A 16,968-nucleotide genomic window follows, 5' to 3' on the forward strand; every position below is an offset into this window, starting at 1 on the left:
GGCTGGAAGTTTTCTATGGATAACAAAGTGGCCCGCAGAGCGAGCCACTTTCCATTAGCGTTTCTTACGCACTTTCACCGCTTTCAGCACCACGAACTTGTTGTTAGTGGCGAGGGTTTCGCAGTTGCCAAATACGCGTTTTAGCTTGCGGAAATAGTCGAGGTGGCGGTTGCCAACAATGCGCAGCTCGCCGCCATATTTCAGGCAAAAACGCGCATCGTTAAACATCTGCCAGGCAATATGATCGGTAATCGCACTCTGCTGGTGGAACGGCGGGTTGCACACTATTGCGTCAAACCTGTCCGGCTCCACGCCGGACAGCGAGTTGTTGATCATAAACTCGCTGCGTTCAACGGCTTGTGGCAGATTCGCTTCCACATTCAGCCGCGCGGAAGCCACCGCCATTGCCGACTCATCGGCAAACAGCACACGGCTGTTCGGGTTTTGCGCCAGCAGTTTTAAACCAATTACACCGTTGCCGCAGCCTAAATCAACCATCTCACCTTCCACGTTTTCCGGCAGATGTTGCAGGAAAAATCGCGCGCCAATATCCAGCCCGCTACGGGAAAAGACATTGGCATGGTTATGGATAGTCCAGTTCGTGCCGTCCAGCTTCCAGCTGGCGAGCATCGAATTCTCGTCAAGCGCAGGTGCGCTAAAGGTGCAGTTGATGAGCCGCGCTTTTTTCCATGCCAGCGACGTAGTGGTCGGCCCGAGGATTTTTTCAAACAGCGCTAACGTCGAGTTGTGGACATCGCGCGCTTTCGCCCCGGCGATAATCCGCGTTTGCGGCGTCACCACGTTGCGCAGTGCGCGCAGTTGCTGCTCCAGCAATGCCAGCTGTTTTGGCACTTTAATCAGCACTAACGCCGGGTTTGCGGGCAGTTGGCTCAGGCTGTCTTGCAACGTGACGGCGGTTTCGTCCAGATCGTTAATGCGTAAGTTATGCTGTGTCGCCAGCTCCGCTATATAGGAGTCGTTGACGGAAACCGGGCGATGCGACGCCAGCGCACAGGCCAGCGCGCCGAAACTGTCATTAAAAATCAGAACCGGGCCATCGACCTCATTCACCTGTTGCAGCAGATACTCGTCCGCCGCGTCCCACGCCTGTAGCGACGCCTCTTCCACGCCGACAGGGAATCTGTCTAAAGTGAATGATTGTCCGTTTAACTCAACCTGGCTCATCGCCCCTCCGCAATGCTAAAATTCGCGCGTTTTATCGCTTAATTATCCGGAGATGTAAACATATTTCGCCATGAACAAGCTGACCTATCTTCAGGGCTACCCTGAATCCCTGCTGACGCAGGTTACCGCCCTGATTGAACAGAACCGGCTGGGCGAGGTGCTGAAAAAGCGCTATCCGGAAAGCCACGACATCACTACCGACAAAGCGCTTTATCACTATACGCAAGCGCTGAAAAATCAGTATCTGCGTAACGCCGCGCCGGTGAATAAGGTGATGTATGACAGCAAAATCCACGTGTTAAATAATGCACTCGGTTTGCATACGGCGGTCTCCCGCGTGCAGGGTGGCAAGTTAAAAGCCAAAGCGGAAATCCGCGTTGCCACGGTGTTTCGCGATGCGCCAGAAGCCTTCTTGCGGATGATCGTGGTTCACGAACTTGCACATCTTAAAGAGAAAGATCACAACAAAGCGTTCTACCAGCTGTGCTGCTATATGGAGCCGCAGTACCACCAGCTCGAGTTTGATACGCGATTGTGGCTAACGCATCTGACGCAGGATCGTAACGGGTGAGATTTTCGCCATCACCTTTTGTGCTTGTGCGGGGCAGTGCACTGGTTTTGTCATCTCGTCATGCTAGAGTGATCAAAGACCCCCCTTACGGAGAATTAGCGCCTGTATGATACGTTTCGCTGTCATAGGTACGAACTGGATCACCCGCCAGTTTGTCGATGCCGCCCATGAAACGGGCAAATATAAACTCACCGCCGTTTTTTCCCGCAGCCTGGAACAGGCGCAAACGTTCGCCAACGACTACCCGGTCGAACATCTGTTTACCTCGCTTGAAGATATGGCGCAAAGCGATGCGATTGACGCGGTTTATATTGCCAGCCCGAATTCCCTGCACTTCCCGCAGACGCAGCTTTTTCTGCGTCACAAAAAGCATGTGATCTGCGAAAAACCGCTGGCCTCTAACCTGCGTGAAGTGGAAGCGGCCATCGCCTGCGCGCGGGAAAATCAGGTGGTGCTGTTTGAAGCGTTCAAAACCGCCAGCCTGCCGAATTTTATCTTGCTGAAACAAACGCTTGCCAAAGCGGGCAAGCTCCGTAAAGCCTTTATCAACTACTGCCAGTACTCGTCGCGCTACCAGCGCTACCTGGACGGAGAAAACCCGAATACCTTTAATCCGGCGTTTTCTAACGGTTCGATTATGGACATTGGCTTCTACTGCCTGGCGTCCGCCGTGGCGCTGTGGGGCGAGCCGCACAGCGTTCAGGCCACCGCCAGCCTGCTGGAAAGCGGCGTGGATGCCCACGGCGTGGTGGTGATGGATTACGGTGATTTCAGCGTCACGCTGCAACACTCGAAAGTGAGTGATTCCGTGCTGCCGAGCGAAATTCAGGGCGAGGCGGGATCGCTGGTGATCGAGAAAATCTCCGAATGCCAGAAAATCTCGTTCGTGCCGCGCGGCGGCAAAGCGCAGGAACTGACCCAGCCGCAGCACATCAATACCATGCTGTATGAAGCGGAAACCTTTGCCCGCCTGGTGGAAGAGAACGAAGTCAACCACCCTGGGCTGGATGTCAGCCGGGTTACGGCCAAACTGCAAACGGAAATTCGCCGCCAGATCGGCGTTGTTTTCCCGGCGGATGACATCGGCGAACAGCTTCCGGCGTAAAAGTTCGTAAAGCATACCTGGCTTTACATTGACGGAATCAATGTGCTGACATATTTTGTTACCTGCAAAGGGGAGTAACTTCATTGCCGGTGGATCGTCATTACGATGCGTATATGCATCCGGTCGCCGGGCGTCTTCACAGACGTAAGTGAGACCTTGCCGGAAGGCGAGGATCCATTGCACCTAAAGCAAACGGCTAACCTCTTCCGACGTTAGCCGTTTTTTGTTTTTAGGTAAGGATTCACACAATGAATACTGTCGGTACACCGATGTTATGGGGCGGCTTCGCGATTGTGGTCGTGATTATGCTGGCCGTCGACCTTCTGCTTCAGGGGCGTCGCGGCGTCCATACGATGACCATAAAGCAGGCGGCCGCCTGGTCTGTGGTTTGGGTTAGCCTCTCCCTGCTGTTCAATGCCGCCTTCTGGTGGTATCTCACGCAAACCGAAGGACGCGCCGTTGCCGACACGCAGGCGCTGGCGTTCCTCACCGGTTATCTGATTGAAAAAGCGCTGGCGGTCGATAACGTCTTCGTCTGGCTGATGCTGTTTAGCTACTTCTCCGTGCCTGCCGCGTTGCAGCGCCGGGTGCTGGTTTACGGCGTGCTCGGCGCGATTGTGCTGCGCACGATTATGATTTTCGCCGGCAGCTGGCTTATCACTCAGTTCTCTTGGCTGCTGTATGTTTTTGGCGCGTTCCTGCTGTTTACCGGCGTGAAAATGGCGCTGGCAAAAGAAGACGAAACGGGGATTGGCGATAAACCGCTGGTGCGCTGGCTACGCAGCCATTTACGCATGACCGATACCATCGAAAATGAGCACTTTTTCGTGCGCAAAAATGGCCTGCTGTTCGCCACACCGTTGCTGCTGGTGCTGATTCTGGTTGAGCTAAGCGATGTGATTTTCGCGGTCGATAGCATCCCGGCGATTTTTGCCGTGACCACCGATCCCTTTATCGTGCTGACTTCAAACCTGTTTGCGATTCTGGGCCTGCGTGCGATGTATTTCCTGCTGGCGGGCGTGGCGGAACGCTTCTCGATGTTGAAATATGGCTTGTCGGTTATTCTGGTGTTTATCGGCATTAAGATGCTAATTGTCGACTTCTTCCATATTCCGATCGCCATCTCGCTTGGCGTAGTGGGTGGGATCCTCGTGCTGACCATGCTGCTCAACGCGTGGGTTAACCACCAGAATGACAAGAAAAATAGGGCGTAAGCCGTAAATGGCCGCTCTGCCAGTGCGCGGAGCGGTCATTTCATCAGCCTTGTCGCCTTTATCACAAAACGTTAACACAAAAATTCAAAAAGCCGCGCCAGGCTGGAAAAGTGCGCCTTTCTCCCTTCCGTGTTGCCGCAGAGTCCATATACTCCTTTCTGCAATCAAATGTTACATCCTGACAAATGTCACCCAAAAAGGCATGCGGGATGCAACTCCACAACACGAAAGGAACATGGCATGACAACGCACCGCTCCACCGGGTTACTGCAACGCTTGGTTGATGGCAGCCTGGTGAAACAGATCCTTATTGGCTTAGTTCTGGGTATTTTACTGGCGTGGATCTCAACGCCCGCCGCTGTTGCGACCGGCATTCTGGGCACGCTTTTCGTCAGCGCGTTAAAAGCGGTGGCACCGGTTCTGGTGCTGATGCTGGTGATGGCCTCTATCGCGGGTCATCAGCAGGGGCAAAAAACCTATCTGCGCCCGGTGCTGGTGCTGTACCTGTTAGGCACGTTCAGTGCTGCGCTGACCGCTGTACTGGTCAGTTTTCTCTTCCCTTCGACACTTCAGCTTGTGCCAGGCGCCAATGATGTCACGCCGCCATCCGGTATTGTCGAAGTGCTGCGCGGTTTACTGACCAGCATGATCGCCAACCCGGTGACCGCGATCATGGACGCGAACTACATCGGCATTCTGGTGTGGGCCGTGGGGCTGGGTTTTGCGCTGCGCCACAGTAACGAGAGCACCAAAAATCTGGTGCAGGATATGGCCAGCGCCGTCACCTTTATGGTGCGCATCGTGATCCGCTTTGCGCCAATCGGCATTTTCGGCCTTGTCTCTTCTACCCTTGCGACATCCGGTTTTGGCGCACTGTTAGGCTACGCGCAACTGCTGATGGTACTGGTGGGCTGCATGGCGTTTGTCGCACTGGTGGTTAACCCGCTGCTGGTGTACTGGAAGATCCGCCGCAACCCTTTCCCGCTGGTCTTTACCTGCCTGCGTGAAAGCGGCGTCACCGCCTTTTTCACCCGCAGTTCCGCAGCGAATATTCCCGTGAACATGGCGCTGTGTGAGAAGCTGAATCTCGATCGCGATACCTATTCGGTTTCTATTCCGCTGGGTGCCACCATTAACATGGCGGGCGCGGCAATCACCATTACCGTGCTGGCACTGGCGGCAGTGCATACGCTGGGCATTACGGTTGATGTGCCAACGGCGCTGCTGCTGAGCGTGGTGGCGTCGCTCTGTGCCTGTGGCGCGTCCGGCGTGGCGGGCGGTTCCCTGCTGCTGATCCCGCTGGCCTGTAACATGTTTGGTATTTCCAATGATGTGGCCATGCAGGTGGTAGCGGTCGGCTTTATTATCGGCGTCTTGCAGGATTCCTGCGAAACCGCGCTCAACTCCTCCACCGATGTGCTGTTTACCGCAGCGGTGTGTCAGGCGGAAGATACACGCCTGGTGAATAACGCCCTGCGTAACTGATCTTTTTGGCTGCCTTCACCGGGCAGCCGGTTTCTCTTGCTGCGCGGTTTCGACTTTAAACGGGTCGATGCCGCGTTTTTGCATGCGCCAGAAGCGAATAATGTTCAGGCCATTCATCACTAAAAAGCTGCCTTCGATCAGCGAACCGCCAATCGATCCGAGCCAGATGTTGTGGATCACCCAGCAGCCGGTTGAGCACCAAATCACGCAGCGCATCGGCAAGCCTTTAAAACGAAACAGCGCCCAGGTGCTGACGATCGTCCCGGCAACCGGTAACAACTCCATGGGATGGTGAAATTTCGCCAGCCCTAATCCGCCGGTAAGCACAATAAACAGTGCCATGACCCACAGGCTACGGGTACGCAGAGTAATCAGGGTGCGGATGGCATTAAGCATGGCGCTGGAGCCCGCCGGGAACGCGCCCATCAGAAAGAAATGTACGCCGATAATGGCGCTATAGACTGAGAGTTGCTTTTTGAAGCGCCGTTCATCACGGTTGATAAACGTGGTAATACCAATCAGAAAAGCAATCACACCAACGCCCTGGGCAAGCCAATACGTGGTCATGGAAATTCCTTGTAGGATTTTGGGGAAAGCGACACATCACTGAAAGCCTGCGAGCAGGCCTGACCCAAAAATTTCGCGCCAGGGCAAGGCGGCAAGCTCACAAATCCCCGGGAGCTGACCGGGGTGAATGAGCGTAGCCAACACAGGCATGGCGCGAAAGATAAAGGTAAATTAAAGCGTTACGCCGCTTTTGAAGATAGCCAGTTCGCGGAAATCGTTTTTCTCGTTACAGGTCTTTTTGCCGTTGGCGATATCGACGATCACATCCACGAACTCGCTCAGCAGTTGCGGCATCGCTTTGCCGTGAATCAACTGACCGGCATCATAGTCGATCCAGTGTTTCTTCTTCGCTGCCAGTTCGCTGTTGGTAGCAATTTTCACCGTCGGAACAAAACCGCCGTAAGGTGTGCCGCGACCAGTACTGAACAGCACCATATGGCAGCCTGCCCCGGCCAGCGCGCTGGTAGCAACCGCATCGTTACCCGGTGCGCTCAGCAGGTTCAGACCGTGGGTTTTCAGACGCTCACCGTAACGCAGCACGTCCACCACCTGGCTGGCACCCGCTTTTTGCGTGCAGCCCAGTGATTTCTCTTCCAGCGTGGTGATACCGCCCGCTTTGTTACCCGGCGATGGGTTTTCGTAAATCGGCTGATTATGCGCGATAAAGTACTGTTTGAAGTCGTTGACCATGGTGACGGTCTTCTCAAAGGTACTTTCGTCGCGGCAGTGGCTCATCAGAATACGTTCCGCACCGAACATCTCCGGTACTTCGGTTAACACGGTAGTGCCACCGTTGCCGATTACGTAGTCCGAGAAACGGCCCAGCATTGGATTGGCGGTGATGCCAGAAAGGCCATCAGAACCGCCGCACTCAAGGCCGAATTTCAGCTCGCTCAGTTTGCCCGGTTCACGCTTGTCGTTGCGCATCGCCTGATAAAGCTCATGCAAATGCTCAAGACCGGCTTCCACTTCGTCATCCTGGTGTTGGCAGACCATAAAGTGGACGCGTTCCGGATCGAATTCACCGAGCGTCTGACGGAAGGCGTCGACCTGGTTGTTTTCACAGCCCAGACCAATCACCAGCACCGCACCCGCGTTCGGGTGACGCACCATATTTTGCAACATAGTGCGGGTGTTAATGTGGTCGTCACCCAGTTGGGAACAACCGTAGGTGTGGCTGAACAGGTAAACGCCGTCGATATCTTCGGCGTCCTGCGTCTCTTTCAGGAAACGGCTCTGGATCTGACGGGCAATGCCATTCACACAGCCGACCGTCGGCAGGATCCATAACTCGTTGCGGATCCCGACTTCGCCGTTAGCGCGGCGGTAGATCTGAATGTCACGATCCGCCGCCTGTGCGCCTTCCTCCTGAAAATCAGGTTGATAGCTATACTCGTCCACATCGCTCAGATTGGTACGGGCATTATGGGAATGGATGTATTCGCCCGACGCGATATCTGCTGTCGCATGACCAATTGGCAGACCATACTTGACAACATTTTCACCTTTGGCGATGGGTTGCAGGGCAAACTTATGCCCGCGTACCACCGCCTGGCGCAGCCGAACGGTTTGGTTGTCGATAATGACTTCCGCGCCTTCAGCGAGATCCGCCAGTGCTACCGCAACGTTATCCAGTGAATGGATCTTGATGTATTGCATATCAACCTCAAACGGCCTTAGTTCAGTTCAATCGCGAAGTAATCACGCGCATTGTTAAAGCAGATGTTTTTCACCATTTCGCCCAGCAGCTGAATATCCGCCGGGGCTTCGCCCGCTTCGACCCAGCGGCCAATCATCTGGCACAGGATGCGACGGAAATATTCGTGGCGGGTGTAAGAGAGGAAGCTGCGGCTGTCGGTCAGCATGCCAACAAAGCGGCTCAGCAGACCCAGTTGCGCCAGCTGCGTCATCTGACGTTCCATGCCATCTTTCTGGTCGTTAAACCACCAGCCGGAACCGAACTGCATTTTGCCTGGCATACCTTCGCCCTGGAAGTTGCCGACCATGGTGCCGAGCACTTCGTTATCACGCGGGTTCAGGCAGTACAGAATGGTTTTCGGCAGCAGGTTCTCTTCATTCTGCTTACTCAGCAGTTTGGAGAGCTCTTCCGCCAGCGGACGGTCGTTGATGGAGTCGAAGCCGACGTCTGGCCCCAGCAGTTTGAACTGACGCAGGTTGTTGTTACGCAGTGCGCCGATGTGGTACTGCTGCACCCAACCGCGACGGGCGTATTCCGCACCCAGCCATACCAGTACCGCTGTTTTAAACTGCGCCACGTCTTTCTCACCGAGCGTTTCACCCGCCAGGCGACGCGCCAGGATGCTATCCAGTTCGGCTTCGCTGGCTTCAGCGAAGAGCACCACGTCCAGCGCGTGGTCAGAAACTTTACAACCGTGCGCCGCAAAGTGATCCAGGCGTTTGCTCAACGCCGTTTGCAGATCGGCAAAACGACGGATGTCGGTATCAGAAACTTCGCCCAGCTTCGCCATGTAATCGTTGAAGGTGGCTTGTTCAATGTTGAACGCTTTATCCGGGCGCCAGCTCGGCAGCACTTTGATGTGGAAGGTGCCATCTTTGGCGATCGAGGCGTGATGTTCCAGCGAGTCAATCGGATCGTCGGTAGTACCAACCATTTTCACGTTCATCTGTTGCATGATGCCGCGCGCGGAGAACTTATCCTGCGCCAGCAGTTCATTGCCCCGGTTCCAGATTTCGTCGGCGGTAGACGGCGACAGCACCTTACCTGTAATACCAAATGGACGACGCAGTTCCAGATGCGTCCAGTGGTATAACGGGTTACCAATGGTGTGCGGCACGGTCGCAGCCCAGGCGTCAAACTTCTCACGATCGGAAGCGTCACCGGTACACAGGCGCTCAGGTACGCCGTTGGTACGCATGGCGCGCCATTTGTAGTGATCACCTTTCAACCAGATGTCATACAAGTTTTTAAAGCGGTAGTTGTCAGCGATCTGTTGCGGCGGCAAGTGGCAATGGTAGTCAAAAATCGGCTGGTCTTTTGCGTAGTCGTGGTACAGACGGCGAGCAAATTCGGTATCTAACAGAAAATCTTCGGTCATAAACGGGGTCATTATCGTCTTCCTCTAAACGAGTGCGTCTGATGCTTACCTTTAATGCTGACAAAGTTATCACACCAATTTCTATAGACCGAAGATATTTTCGTGAGTTGGATCAATAAAAGCAGACAAAAACTGACAATCCAGGCGCCTGAATATCCCGCCAACCCGCGCCATTTCTGGCTTATCCCGGCAAAGTTAAAGACCACACAAAGAAAAACGCTTTTGTGATGTCACTCACCTTTTCAAGTTGTATGACAAGTTATCTTTCCTGCCGTCGAACACATAAGCCGACGGAATGCATTCCCGATAAAAAGTTAATCGGATTTTTTGGGTACGGATACCGACTTAAACACGCTTACTTATGGCAAGGTTTGGGCCGTACCGGGAGTTCTCCCGGGTACGTCCTCCCCGTTTCATCCTCCGAACCCGATCGAAGGATGGCCGCGCAGGCGGTAATAACATAACGATGAGGTTTACATGCGTAAAATCAAAGGATTACGTTGGTACATGATAGCACTGGTGACGGTCGGCACCGTGCTGGGCTACCTGACACGTAACACCGTAGCGGCTGCCGCTCCAACCTTGATGGAAGAGCTGCACATTTCTACTCAGCAATACTCTTACATCATTGCGGCTTATTCCGCGGCTTATACTGTTATGCAGCCTGTTGCAGGCTACGTACTGGACGTTCTGGGCACCAAAATTGGTTATGCCTTCTTTGCGATTACCTGGGCGGTATTCTGCGGCGCGACTGCGCTGGCAGGCAGCTGGGGTGGTCTGGCACTGGCGCGTGGCGCGGTGGGTGCCGCTGAAGCAGCGATGATCCCGGCGGGTCTGAAAGCGGCGTCCGAATGGTTCCCGGCGAAAGAACGCTCTATCGCAGTGGGTTACTTCAACGTCGGTTCTTCTATTGGTGCGATGATTGCGCCGCCGCTGGTGGTGTGGGCAATTGTGATGCACAGTTGGGAAATGGCGTTCATCATCTCTGGTGTGCTGAGCTTTGCCTGGGCGATGGCCTGGCTGGTTTTCTATAAACACCCGCGCGATCAGAAAAAACTGAGCGAAGAAGAACGCGAGTACATCATTGGCGGTCAGGAAGCACAACACCAGACCAACAACGGCAAAAAAATGTCCGTCTGGCAGATTCTGGGTACCCGTCAGTTCTGGGGCATCGCGCTGCCGCGTTTCCTGGCAGAACCAGCCTGGGGTACGTTTAACGCCTGGATCCCGCTGTTCATGTTCAAGGTTTACGGTTTTAACCTGAAAGAAATCGCCATGTTCGCCTGGATGCCGATGCTGTTCGCCGACCTGGGTTGCATCGTGGGCGGTTACCTGCCGCCGCTGTTCCAGCGTGTCTTCGGTGTGAACCTGATTGTTTCCCGTAAAATGGTAGTGACCATGGGTGCGGTACTGATGATTGGCCCAGGTATGATCGGCCTGTTCACCAGCCCGTATGTGGCAATCGGCCTGCTGTGTATCGGTGGTTTTGCTCACCAGTCTCTGTCCGGTGCGCTGATTACACTCTCTTCTGACGTATTCGGTCGTAACGAAGTGGCAACGGCGAACGGCCTGACCGGTATGGCAGCGTGGACAGCAAGTACCCTGTTTGCCCTGGTGGTTGGTGCGCTGGCGGATACCATCGGCTTTAGCCCGCTGTTCGCTGTGCTGGCTCTGTTCGACCTGCTGGGTGCCGTGGTAATCTGGACGGTGCTGAAAAACAAATCAGCCGAAGAGGTGGTGAAAGAGCATTCGCTCGGTGGCCCGGCAGCACAAAGTTAAACCTCAATTTTGATACTTAAAAAAGCCGCCTGGTGCGGCTTTTTTACTATCTGCGATGGTGAGAAAGCAGTAAAAGTGGTATAACAAATCTATTATTGCCCTTCTTTTCCCTGGAGCTCACATATGGAAATCTCCGAGTCACGACGTTTGTACCAGCAGCTTGCCGCGGAGCTTAAAAGCCGTATTGAGCAAGGCGTCTATCTGGTGGGAGACAAACTGCCCGCCGAGCGCTTCATCGCCGATGAAAAAAGCGTAAGCCGGACCGTGGTTCGTGAAGCCATTATTATGCTCGAAGTGGAAGGGTATGTTGAAGTTCGCAAAGGCTCCGGTATCCATGTTATTTCCAACGTAGCACGTCACACCCAGGCGCCGGATGAAAACCTTGAGTTCGCTAATTACGGCCCGTTTGAACTGCTGCAGGCACGTCAGCTTATCGAAAGTAATATTGCTGAATTCGCCGCCACCCAGGTGACGAAACAGGACATCATGAAGCTGATGGAAATTCAGGATAACGCGCGTAAAGAGAAGTGCTTCCGCGATTCTGAGTGGGATTTGCAGTTCCATGTGCAAGTTGCGCTGGCCACACAAAACACGGCGCTGGCGGCCATCGTTGAGAAAATGTGGACACAGCGTGTTCACAACCCATACTGGAAAAAACTGCACGATCACATCGACTTACGCACCGTGGATAACTGGTGTGATGATCATGACCAGATCCTGCGTGCGCTGATTCGCAAAGACCCGCACGCGGCGAAACTGGCGATGTGGCAACATCTGGAAAACACCAAACAGATGCTGTTTAACGAAACCAGTGATGATTTTGAGTTCAACGCCGATCGTTATTTGTTTGCGGAAAACCCGGTGGTGCATCTCGATACCGCCGCAACCGGCAGTAAATAAAAAATGTCCTGTAAGGCGCACACTTACGCTGCGCCTGCCCTGGTTTAAGGTAAGTAAACCGTCTAGAGTGTCAGCCTTTGTAAATAGCCTCGCCTCCCCCTGCTGCGACAAGCAAAATCATCACCGAAACTCATTTTTCTGACTGACTCATAACGTCGGCATTTGTTACAATTGGATGCATTTGTCATCATGTAAGTTAGTGCTTGCTCACAACGTCCGTTATCAGAATATGCCGTATCGAGTGTGCCACGAGCGACCATAATGTATTAAAGATAATCGCCGTGCTGTGCTGGGCGTGACGTAAACCGATGTACCAGGAACACTGAATGGAACTTTTAAGCCAATTACTCCATGCCCTCTGGAGCCAGGATTTCGCGACACTCTCGCAGCCCGGTATGATCGGCATGCTTTATTTTGTTTTATTTGTCATTTTATTTCTTGAAAACGGCCTGCTTCCGGCAGCGTTTCTTCCTGGCGATAGCCTGCTGGTACTGATTGGTGTGCTGATTGCAAAAGGCGCACTGGGATATCCGCAAACCATTTTATTACTGACAGTGGCGGCAAGCCTGGGGTGCTGGCTTAGTTACATTCAGGGGCGCTGGCTGGGTAATACGCGCATCGTGCAAAACTGGTTATCGCATCTGCCTGCGCATTATCATCAGCGCGCGCACCATCTTTTTCACAAACATGGCCTTTCCGCCCTGCTGATTGGTCGTTTTATTGCATTTGTTCGCACCCTGTTACCAACTATTGCCGGACTTTCTGGTCTGAGTAATGCCCGCTTCCAGTTCTTTAACTGGATGAGCGGTCTGCTGTGGGTACTGATACTCACCACGCTGGGCTATCTGCTGGGCAAGACGCCGGTGTTTCGTAAATACGAAGATGCGCTGATGTCCTGTCTGATGTTGCTTCCGGTAGTATTACTGGTGATTGGCCTTGCCGGCTCACTGGTGGTGCTGTGGAAGAAAAAATACCGCAATCGGGGTTAAGACCATGGAATTGCAACGTCCCTTTTTACGCTGGTTACTGATGGGTGTCGCGGCGATGACCGTTTTCAGCGTGATGTTTTTCGCCTGGACGACGCTGCAAAACCGTGAATCAACGCTGGCGATTCGCCCGAGCGCGCAAAATGTCAGCGTGCCGGATGGTTTCTCTGTCTGGCACCATCTTGATGCCAACGGCATTCACTTTAAAAGTATTACGCCGCAGGACGACACGCTGTTAATCAAATTTGAATCCAGTGAGCAGAGCGCGGCGGCGAAAATCGTACTCGATCGCACCTTACCTCATGGTTACATCATCGCCGCCCAGGACGATGATAACAACCAAACCTCCGCATGGTTGACCCGCCTGCGCAACAGCACACATCGATTCGGTTAACCTTTCCAGGATTCTGAATCTTTTCACTCACTTTGGTGTTTGGCCGTTTACTTACTATGCTTGAGTACACGGAACCAGAGTTCGCTTTATGTCACTGGACGCTGGCGTAACCATCGTTTCGCTGGCCAACAATGGAAGGTTCTCGATTATGAAAAACCGCATTGCACTGGCGCTGGCCCTTTTTTCGCTAAGCGCATTTTCCCAGGCGGCTTCGCCCTGCCAGGAAAAGGAACATGAGATCCAGCGCGAAATCAGCTATGCCGAAAAGCATAACAATCAGAGCCGAATTGACGGTCTGAACAAGGCGCTACGAGAAGTGCGCGCCAATTGCTCTGACAGCAAGCTGCGCGCCGCCCATCAGAAAAAAATCGCTGAGATGAAAGAAGAGGTTGCCGAGCGTCGCCACGATCTGAATGAGGCAAAGCAAAAAGGCAATGCGGAGAAAATAAGCAAACGCGAGCACAAGCTGAAAGAGGCACAGGCGGAACTGAAAGCCCTGGAGGCGCGTGACTACTGATTTAATGGAAATAACCACTCACTCACCTGGAGAGAATTATGTCGAAAGATAATGCTGACCATTTGCGCGCTGAGTTGAAATCCCTGGCGGATACGCTGGAAGAAGTGCTGAGCAATTCCAGCGATAAGTCGAAAGAAGAGCTGAGTAAATTACGCACTAAAGCGGAACAGGCGTTGCGCGACAGCCGTCACCGTTTGGGCGAAACTGGCGATGCGCTCGCCCGCCAAACCCGCGAAGCGGCTGCGCGTACCGACGAGTATGTGCGTGACAACCCGTGGGCCAGCGTAGGTATCGGCGCCGCCGTCGGTGTGGTGCTGGGCGTACTGCTGTCGCGTCGCTAAGATGACGGATTTGCGAAACGCGCAAGGGCCGGGCAAAAGCGTACTGGGGATTGGTCAACGCATTGTGACCATTCTTGTTGAAATGGTTGAGACCCGCCTGCGGCTGGCGGTTGTCGAGCTGGAAGAAGAGAAAGCGAACTTATTCCAGCTGCTGCTTATGGTAGGGCTGACCATGCTTTTCGCCGCATTTGGCCTGATGAGCCTGATGGTGCTGATTATCTGGGCCATCGATCCGCAATATCGCCTGAACGCGATGATTGCAACCACCGTCGTGTTGCTGGTGCTGGCGTTGATAGGCGGCATCTGGACATTGCGTAAAGCGCGAGCCTCGACGCTTCTGCGTCATACTCGCCAGGAGCTGGCAAACGACCGCGCCTTGCTGGAGGAGGATAAGTGAGCGGCAAAGCGGAACGTCTGAAGCGCAAAGCTCGTTTGCTTAGTGAGATCCAACAACAACGCCTGGATCTCACCGCCAGCCGCCGTGAGTGGCTGGAGGCCACAGGAGCCTACGATCGCGGCTGGAATACGCTGCTCAGCTTGCGCTCCTGGGCGCTGGTGGGCAGCAGCGCGATGGCGATATGGTCCGTGCGCCACCCCAATATGCTTGTGCGCTGGGCTAAACGCGGCTTAGGCGCATGGAGCTTATGGCGGCTGGTCAAGTCAACGCTCAACGCAACGCACTGAAACACAATCACAGCACGGCTTACGCGGGCGATGGTTATCCATCGCCCGTTTGCTTTTCTGCTTGCTCAGTTTTTTTGAAAAATTTCGACAGTTTTCCTTGCTAACAATCTTTTCCCGTCACGATTACTATCCTCTCCATCGACAGCAAGCACGCGGCATTCGCCCGTAATTGCAGACATTTTACTGAAAGCCGCTATTGTGGTTCCCTGGAGAGAAAGATGAAAAAATTAGAAGATGTTGGTTTCCTGGTTGCTCGTATCCTGATGCCGATTCTGTTTATTACCGCAGGCTGGGGCAAAATCACCGGTTATGCAGGCACTCAGCAATATATGGAAGCGATGGGCGTGCCGGGGTTCTTCCTGCCACTGACCATTCTTCTTGAGTTTGGCGGCGGTCTGGCGATCCTGTTCGGTTTCCTGACCCGTACCACAGCGTTGTTCACCGCAGGTTTTACGCTGCTGACCGCGTTCATCTTCCACAGCAATTTTGCAGAAGGCGTGAACTCGCTGATGTTCATGAAAAACCTGACCATCGCTGGCGGTTACCTGCTGCTGGGCATCACTGGCCCGGGCGCCATCAGTATCGACCGCGTCCTGAATAAAAAATGGTAAGCGCTCTATACTGAGTGAAGAGATCAAAGCGAGGAGACCACTCCTCGCTTTTGCTATTCAGAAGGAGGAGACAAAATGGGACAACTGATTGACGGCGTCTGGCACGACAACTGGTATGACACCAAATCCACCGGCGGACGTTTCCAGCGCTCGGTATCCGCATTTCGCAACTGGCTTACCGCAGATGGCGCACCAGGTCCTTCTGGCGAAGGTGGCTTTGCCGCCGAGAAAGACCGCTACCACTTATATGTTTCACTCGCCTGCCCGTGGGCGCATCGCACGCTGATCCTGCGTAAACTCAAAGGCCTTGAGCCGTTTATCTCTGTTTCCGTGGTCAACCCGTTGATGCTGGAGAACGGCTGGACATTTGACGATGACTTTCCGGCGGCAACTGGCGACACGCTGTATCAACACGAATTCCTTTATCAGCTCTACCTGCATGCCGACCCGCAATACACCGGACGCGTCACGGTGCCTGTGCTGTGGGATAAAAAGAATCACACCATTGTCAGCAATGAATCGGCGGAAATCATCCGCATGTTCAATACCGCTTTTGACGGTCTGGGCGCGAAAGCGGGCGATTACTACCCGCCAGAATTACGCGATCAGATCGATGAACTGAACGGCTGGATCTACGACAACGTGAATAACGGTGTCTATAAAGCCGGTTTCGCCACCAGCCAGCAGGCGTATGACGAAGCAGTGGTCAATGTTTTCAATGCGCTGGAACGCCTTGAGCAGATCCTCGGACAGCATCGTTACCTGACCGGCGACCGGCTTACGGAAGCGGATATCCGCCTGTGGACAACGCTGGTGCGTTTCGATCCGGTCTATGTCACTCACTTCAAGTGCGATAAGCATCGCATCAGCGACTATCTGAATCTGCACGGCTTTCTGCGCGACATTTATCAGATGCCGGGTATTGCGGAAACGGTCGATTTCGCCCATATCCGCAACCACTATTACCGCAGCCACAAAACCATTAACCCGACCGGAATTATCTCTATCGGGCCGTGGCAGGATCTGGATGAACCACACGGACGCGACCTGCGTTTCTCCTGATCTTCCGGGCGCGTTTCACCGCGCCCAAATTATTTCTCGCCGGGTTTTCGCTTTGTATTTTTGCCGTCTATTCTTACAGGGATCGTTGAGAAAACAACGGATTGACCGTTGATCGAGGTGGGAAATGGACTGGTATTTTAGGGTACTGAGCAACTACGCGACATTTCACGGACGCGCGCACCGCCGCGAATTCTGGATGTTCACACTGGTCAACCTTATCCTCTTTGGCGTGCTGTATGTGGTCGACAGGATCATCGGCTGGCACCTGTTAAGCCAGATTTACGCCCTGCTGGTGCTGGTGCCAAACCTGGCGGTTCAGGTACGCCGCCTGCATGATACCAACCGAAGCTGGCGCTGGCTGTTGCTGCTGCTGTTTCCGGTGATTGGCTGGTTGATGCTGCTGGCGTTTTACAGCCAGCGCGGCACGCCGGTAGAAAACCCCTTTGGCCCCGTACCGAAAGCGTTCCCCTGAATGGCATTGCTCCACAAA

General features: G+C 53.8%; 19 protein-coding genes. 15 read left to right on the forward strand and 4 right to left on the reverse strand.

Translation table 11 applies throughout. The annotated features are described in order from the left end of the window. Positions 1 to 54: 54 nt before the first annotated feature. Entirely contained in the window at positions 55 to 1,185 is a 1,131-nt protein-coding gene (gene rlmG, locus M8Q36_RS02760; RefSeq protein WP_249879967.1) for a 23S rRNA (guanine(1835)-N(2))-methyltransferase RlmG, read from the reverse strand. A 70-nt stretch (positions 1,186 to 1,255) separates the two neighbouring features. Between rlmG and M8Q36_RS02765 the strand changes: the two genes are divergently transcribed. The 4 genes from M8Q36_RS02765 to sstT all read left to right on the forward strand — a co-directional run bounded on the left by M8Q36_RS02765 (position 1,256) and on the right by sstT (position 5,560). Further along, positions 1,256 to 1,756, forward strand: coding sequence for a M48 metallopeptidase family protein (locus M8Q36_RS02765; protein WP_249879968.1), 501 nt, complete (start codon positions 1,256 to 1,258; stop codon positions 1,754 to 1,756). Between the two features lie 106 nt (positions 1,757 to 1,862). Next, positions 1,863 to 2,861 (forward strand): Gfo/Idh/MocA family protein, encoded by a 999-nt coding sequence (locus tag M8Q36_RS02770; protein ID WP_065369432.1) that lies wholly within the window; start codon positions 1,863 to 1,865, stop codon positions 2,859 to 2,861. 248 nt (positions 2,862 to 3,109) lie between these two features. After that, a complete protein-coding gene (locus tag M8Q36_RS02775) occupies positions 3,110 to 4,075 on the forward strand; it encodes a TerC family protein (RefSeq protein ID WP_249879969.1) in 966 nt (321 codons plus the stop codon). Positions 4,076 to 4,315: 240 nt separating this feature from the next. Further along, the gene (gene sstT / locus M8Q36_RS02780) at positions 4,316 to 5,560 is read left to right on the forward strand and encodes a serine/threonine transporter SstT (protein ID WP_249879970.1); all 1,245 of its coding nucleotides are present in this window, start codon (positions 4,316 to 4,318) and stop codon (positions 5,558 to 5,560) included. Between the two features lie 15 nt (positions 5,561 to 5,575). On the opposite strand, the gene M8Q36_RS02785 is transcribed toward sstT, so the two are convergent. The 3 genes from M8Q36_RS02785 to uxaC form a co-directional block, all read right to left on the reverse strand. After that, positions 5,576 to 6,127, reverse strand: coding sequence for a YgjV family protein (locus M8Q36_RS02785; RefSeq protein WP_020455374.1), 552 nt, complete (start codon positions 6,125 to 6,127; stop codon positions 5,576 to 5,578). A gap of 171 nt (positions 6,128 to 6,298) precedes the next feature. Further along, a complete protein-coding gene (locus M8Q36_RS02790) occupies positions 6,299 to 7,786 on the reverse strand; it encodes a UxaA family hydrolase (RefSeq protein WP_249879971.1) in 1,488 nt (495 codons plus the stop codon). 17 nt (positions 7,787 to 7,803) lie between these two features. Further along, positions 7,804 to 9,216, reverse strand: coding sequence for a glucuronate isomerase (uxaC, locus tag M8Q36_RS02795; protein WP_200552315.1), 1,413 nt, complete (start codon positions 9,214 to 9,216; stop codon positions 7,804 to 7,806). 465 nt (positions 9,217 to 9,681) lie between these two features. Here uxaC and M8Q36_RS02800 point away from each other — a divergent pair, with 465 nt between their 5' ends. From M8Q36_RS02800 to M8Q36_RS02850, 11 genes are all read left to right on the forward strand, one after another. Then, positions 9,682 to 10,983, forward strand: coding sequence for an MFS transporter (locus tag M8Q36_RS02800; RefSeq protein ID WP_160268575.1), 1,302 nt, complete (start codon positions 9,682 to 9,684; stop codon positions 10,981 to 10,983). A 123-nt stretch (positions 10,984 to 11,106) separates the two neighbouring features. Continuing rightward, a complete protein-coding gene (gene exuR, locus M8Q36_RS02805; protein WP_020455378.1) occupies positions 11,107 to 11,883 on the forward strand; it encodes a transcriptional regulator ExuR in 777 nt (258 codons plus the stop codon). A gap of 326 nt (positions 11,884 to 12,209) precedes the next feature. Continuing rightward, positions 12,210 to 12,872, forward strand: coding sequence for a DedA family general envelope maintenance protein YqjA (gene yqjA / locus M8Q36_RS02810; protein WP_017457404.1), 663 nt, complete (start codon positions 12,210 to 12,212; stop codon positions 12,870 to 12,872). A 4-nt stretch (positions 12,873 to 12,876) separates the two neighbouring features. Beyond that, complete coding sequence (gene mzrA, locus M8Q36_RS02815) at positions 12,877 to 13,263, forward strand: EnvZ/OmpR regulon moderator MzrA (RefSeq protein ID WP_249879972.1); 387 nt, start codon at positions 12,877 to 12,879, stop codon at positions 13,261 to 13,263. A 148-nt stretch (positions 13,264 to 13,411) separates the two neighbouring features. Next, complete coding sequence (locus tag M8Q36_RS02820) at positions 13,412 to 13,780, forward strand: DUF1090 domain-containing protein (protein WP_025263828.1); 369 nt, start codon at positions 13,412 to 13,414, stop codon at positions 13,778 to 13,780. A gap of 38 nt (positions 13,781 to 13,818) precedes the next feature. Further along, positions 13,819 to 14,121: an ElaB/YgaM/YqjD family protein gene (locus tag M8Q36_RS02825; protein WP_017457401.1), complete on the forward strand. Its 303-nt coding sequence runs from the start codon at positions 13,819 to 13,821 to the stop codon at positions 14,119 to 14,121. Between the two features lies 1 nt (position 14,122). Further along, positions 14,123 to 14,518, forward strand: a complete 396-nt coding sequence (locus M8Q36_RS02830) for a phage holin family protein (protein ID WP_017457400.1) — start codon at positions 14,123 to 14,125, stop codon at positions 14,516 to 14,518. After that, complete coding sequence (locus M8Q36_RS02835) at positions 14,515 to 14,805, forward strand: YqjK-like family protein (protein WP_017457399.1); 291 nt, start codon at positions 14,515 to 14,517, stop codon at positions 14,803 to 14,805. The genes M8Q36_RS02830 and M8Q36_RS02835 overlap by 4 nt, the downstream gene beginning before the upstream one ends. 218 nt (positions 14,806 to 15,023) lie before the next feature. Next, positions 15,024 to 15,416 carry a DoxX family protein gene (locus tag M8Q36_RS02840; RefSeq protein ID WP_020455382.1) on the forward strand — a complete coding sequence of 131 codons (393 nt, stop codon included), beginning with the start codon at positions 15,024 to 15,026 and terminating at the stop codon, positions 15,414 to 15,416. A 75-nt stretch (positions 15,417 to 15,491) separates the two neighbouring features. Beyond that, positions 15,492 to 16,478: a glutathione S-transferase family protein gene (locus M8Q36_RS02845; protein WP_249879973.1), complete on the forward strand. Its 987-nt coding sequence runs from the start codon at positions 15,492 to 15,494 to the stop codon at positions 16,476 to 16,478. Between the two features lie 124 nt (positions 16,479 to 16,602). Further along, positions 16,603 to 16,950: a DUF805 domain-containing protein gene (locus M8Q36_RS02850; RefSeq protein ID WP_045513183.1), complete on the forward strand. Its 348-nt coding sequence runs from the start codon at positions 16,603 to 16,605 to the stop codon at positions 16,948 to 16,950. Positions 16,951 to 16,968 lie beyond the last annotated feature (18 nt).

The sequence above is a fragment of the Kosakonia sp. R1.Fl genome, assembly GCF_023516815.1.
In the GTDB taxonomy this organism is placed as follows: domain Bacteria; phylum Pseudomonadota; class Gammaproteobacteria; order Enterobacterales; family Enterobacteriaceae; genus Kosakonia.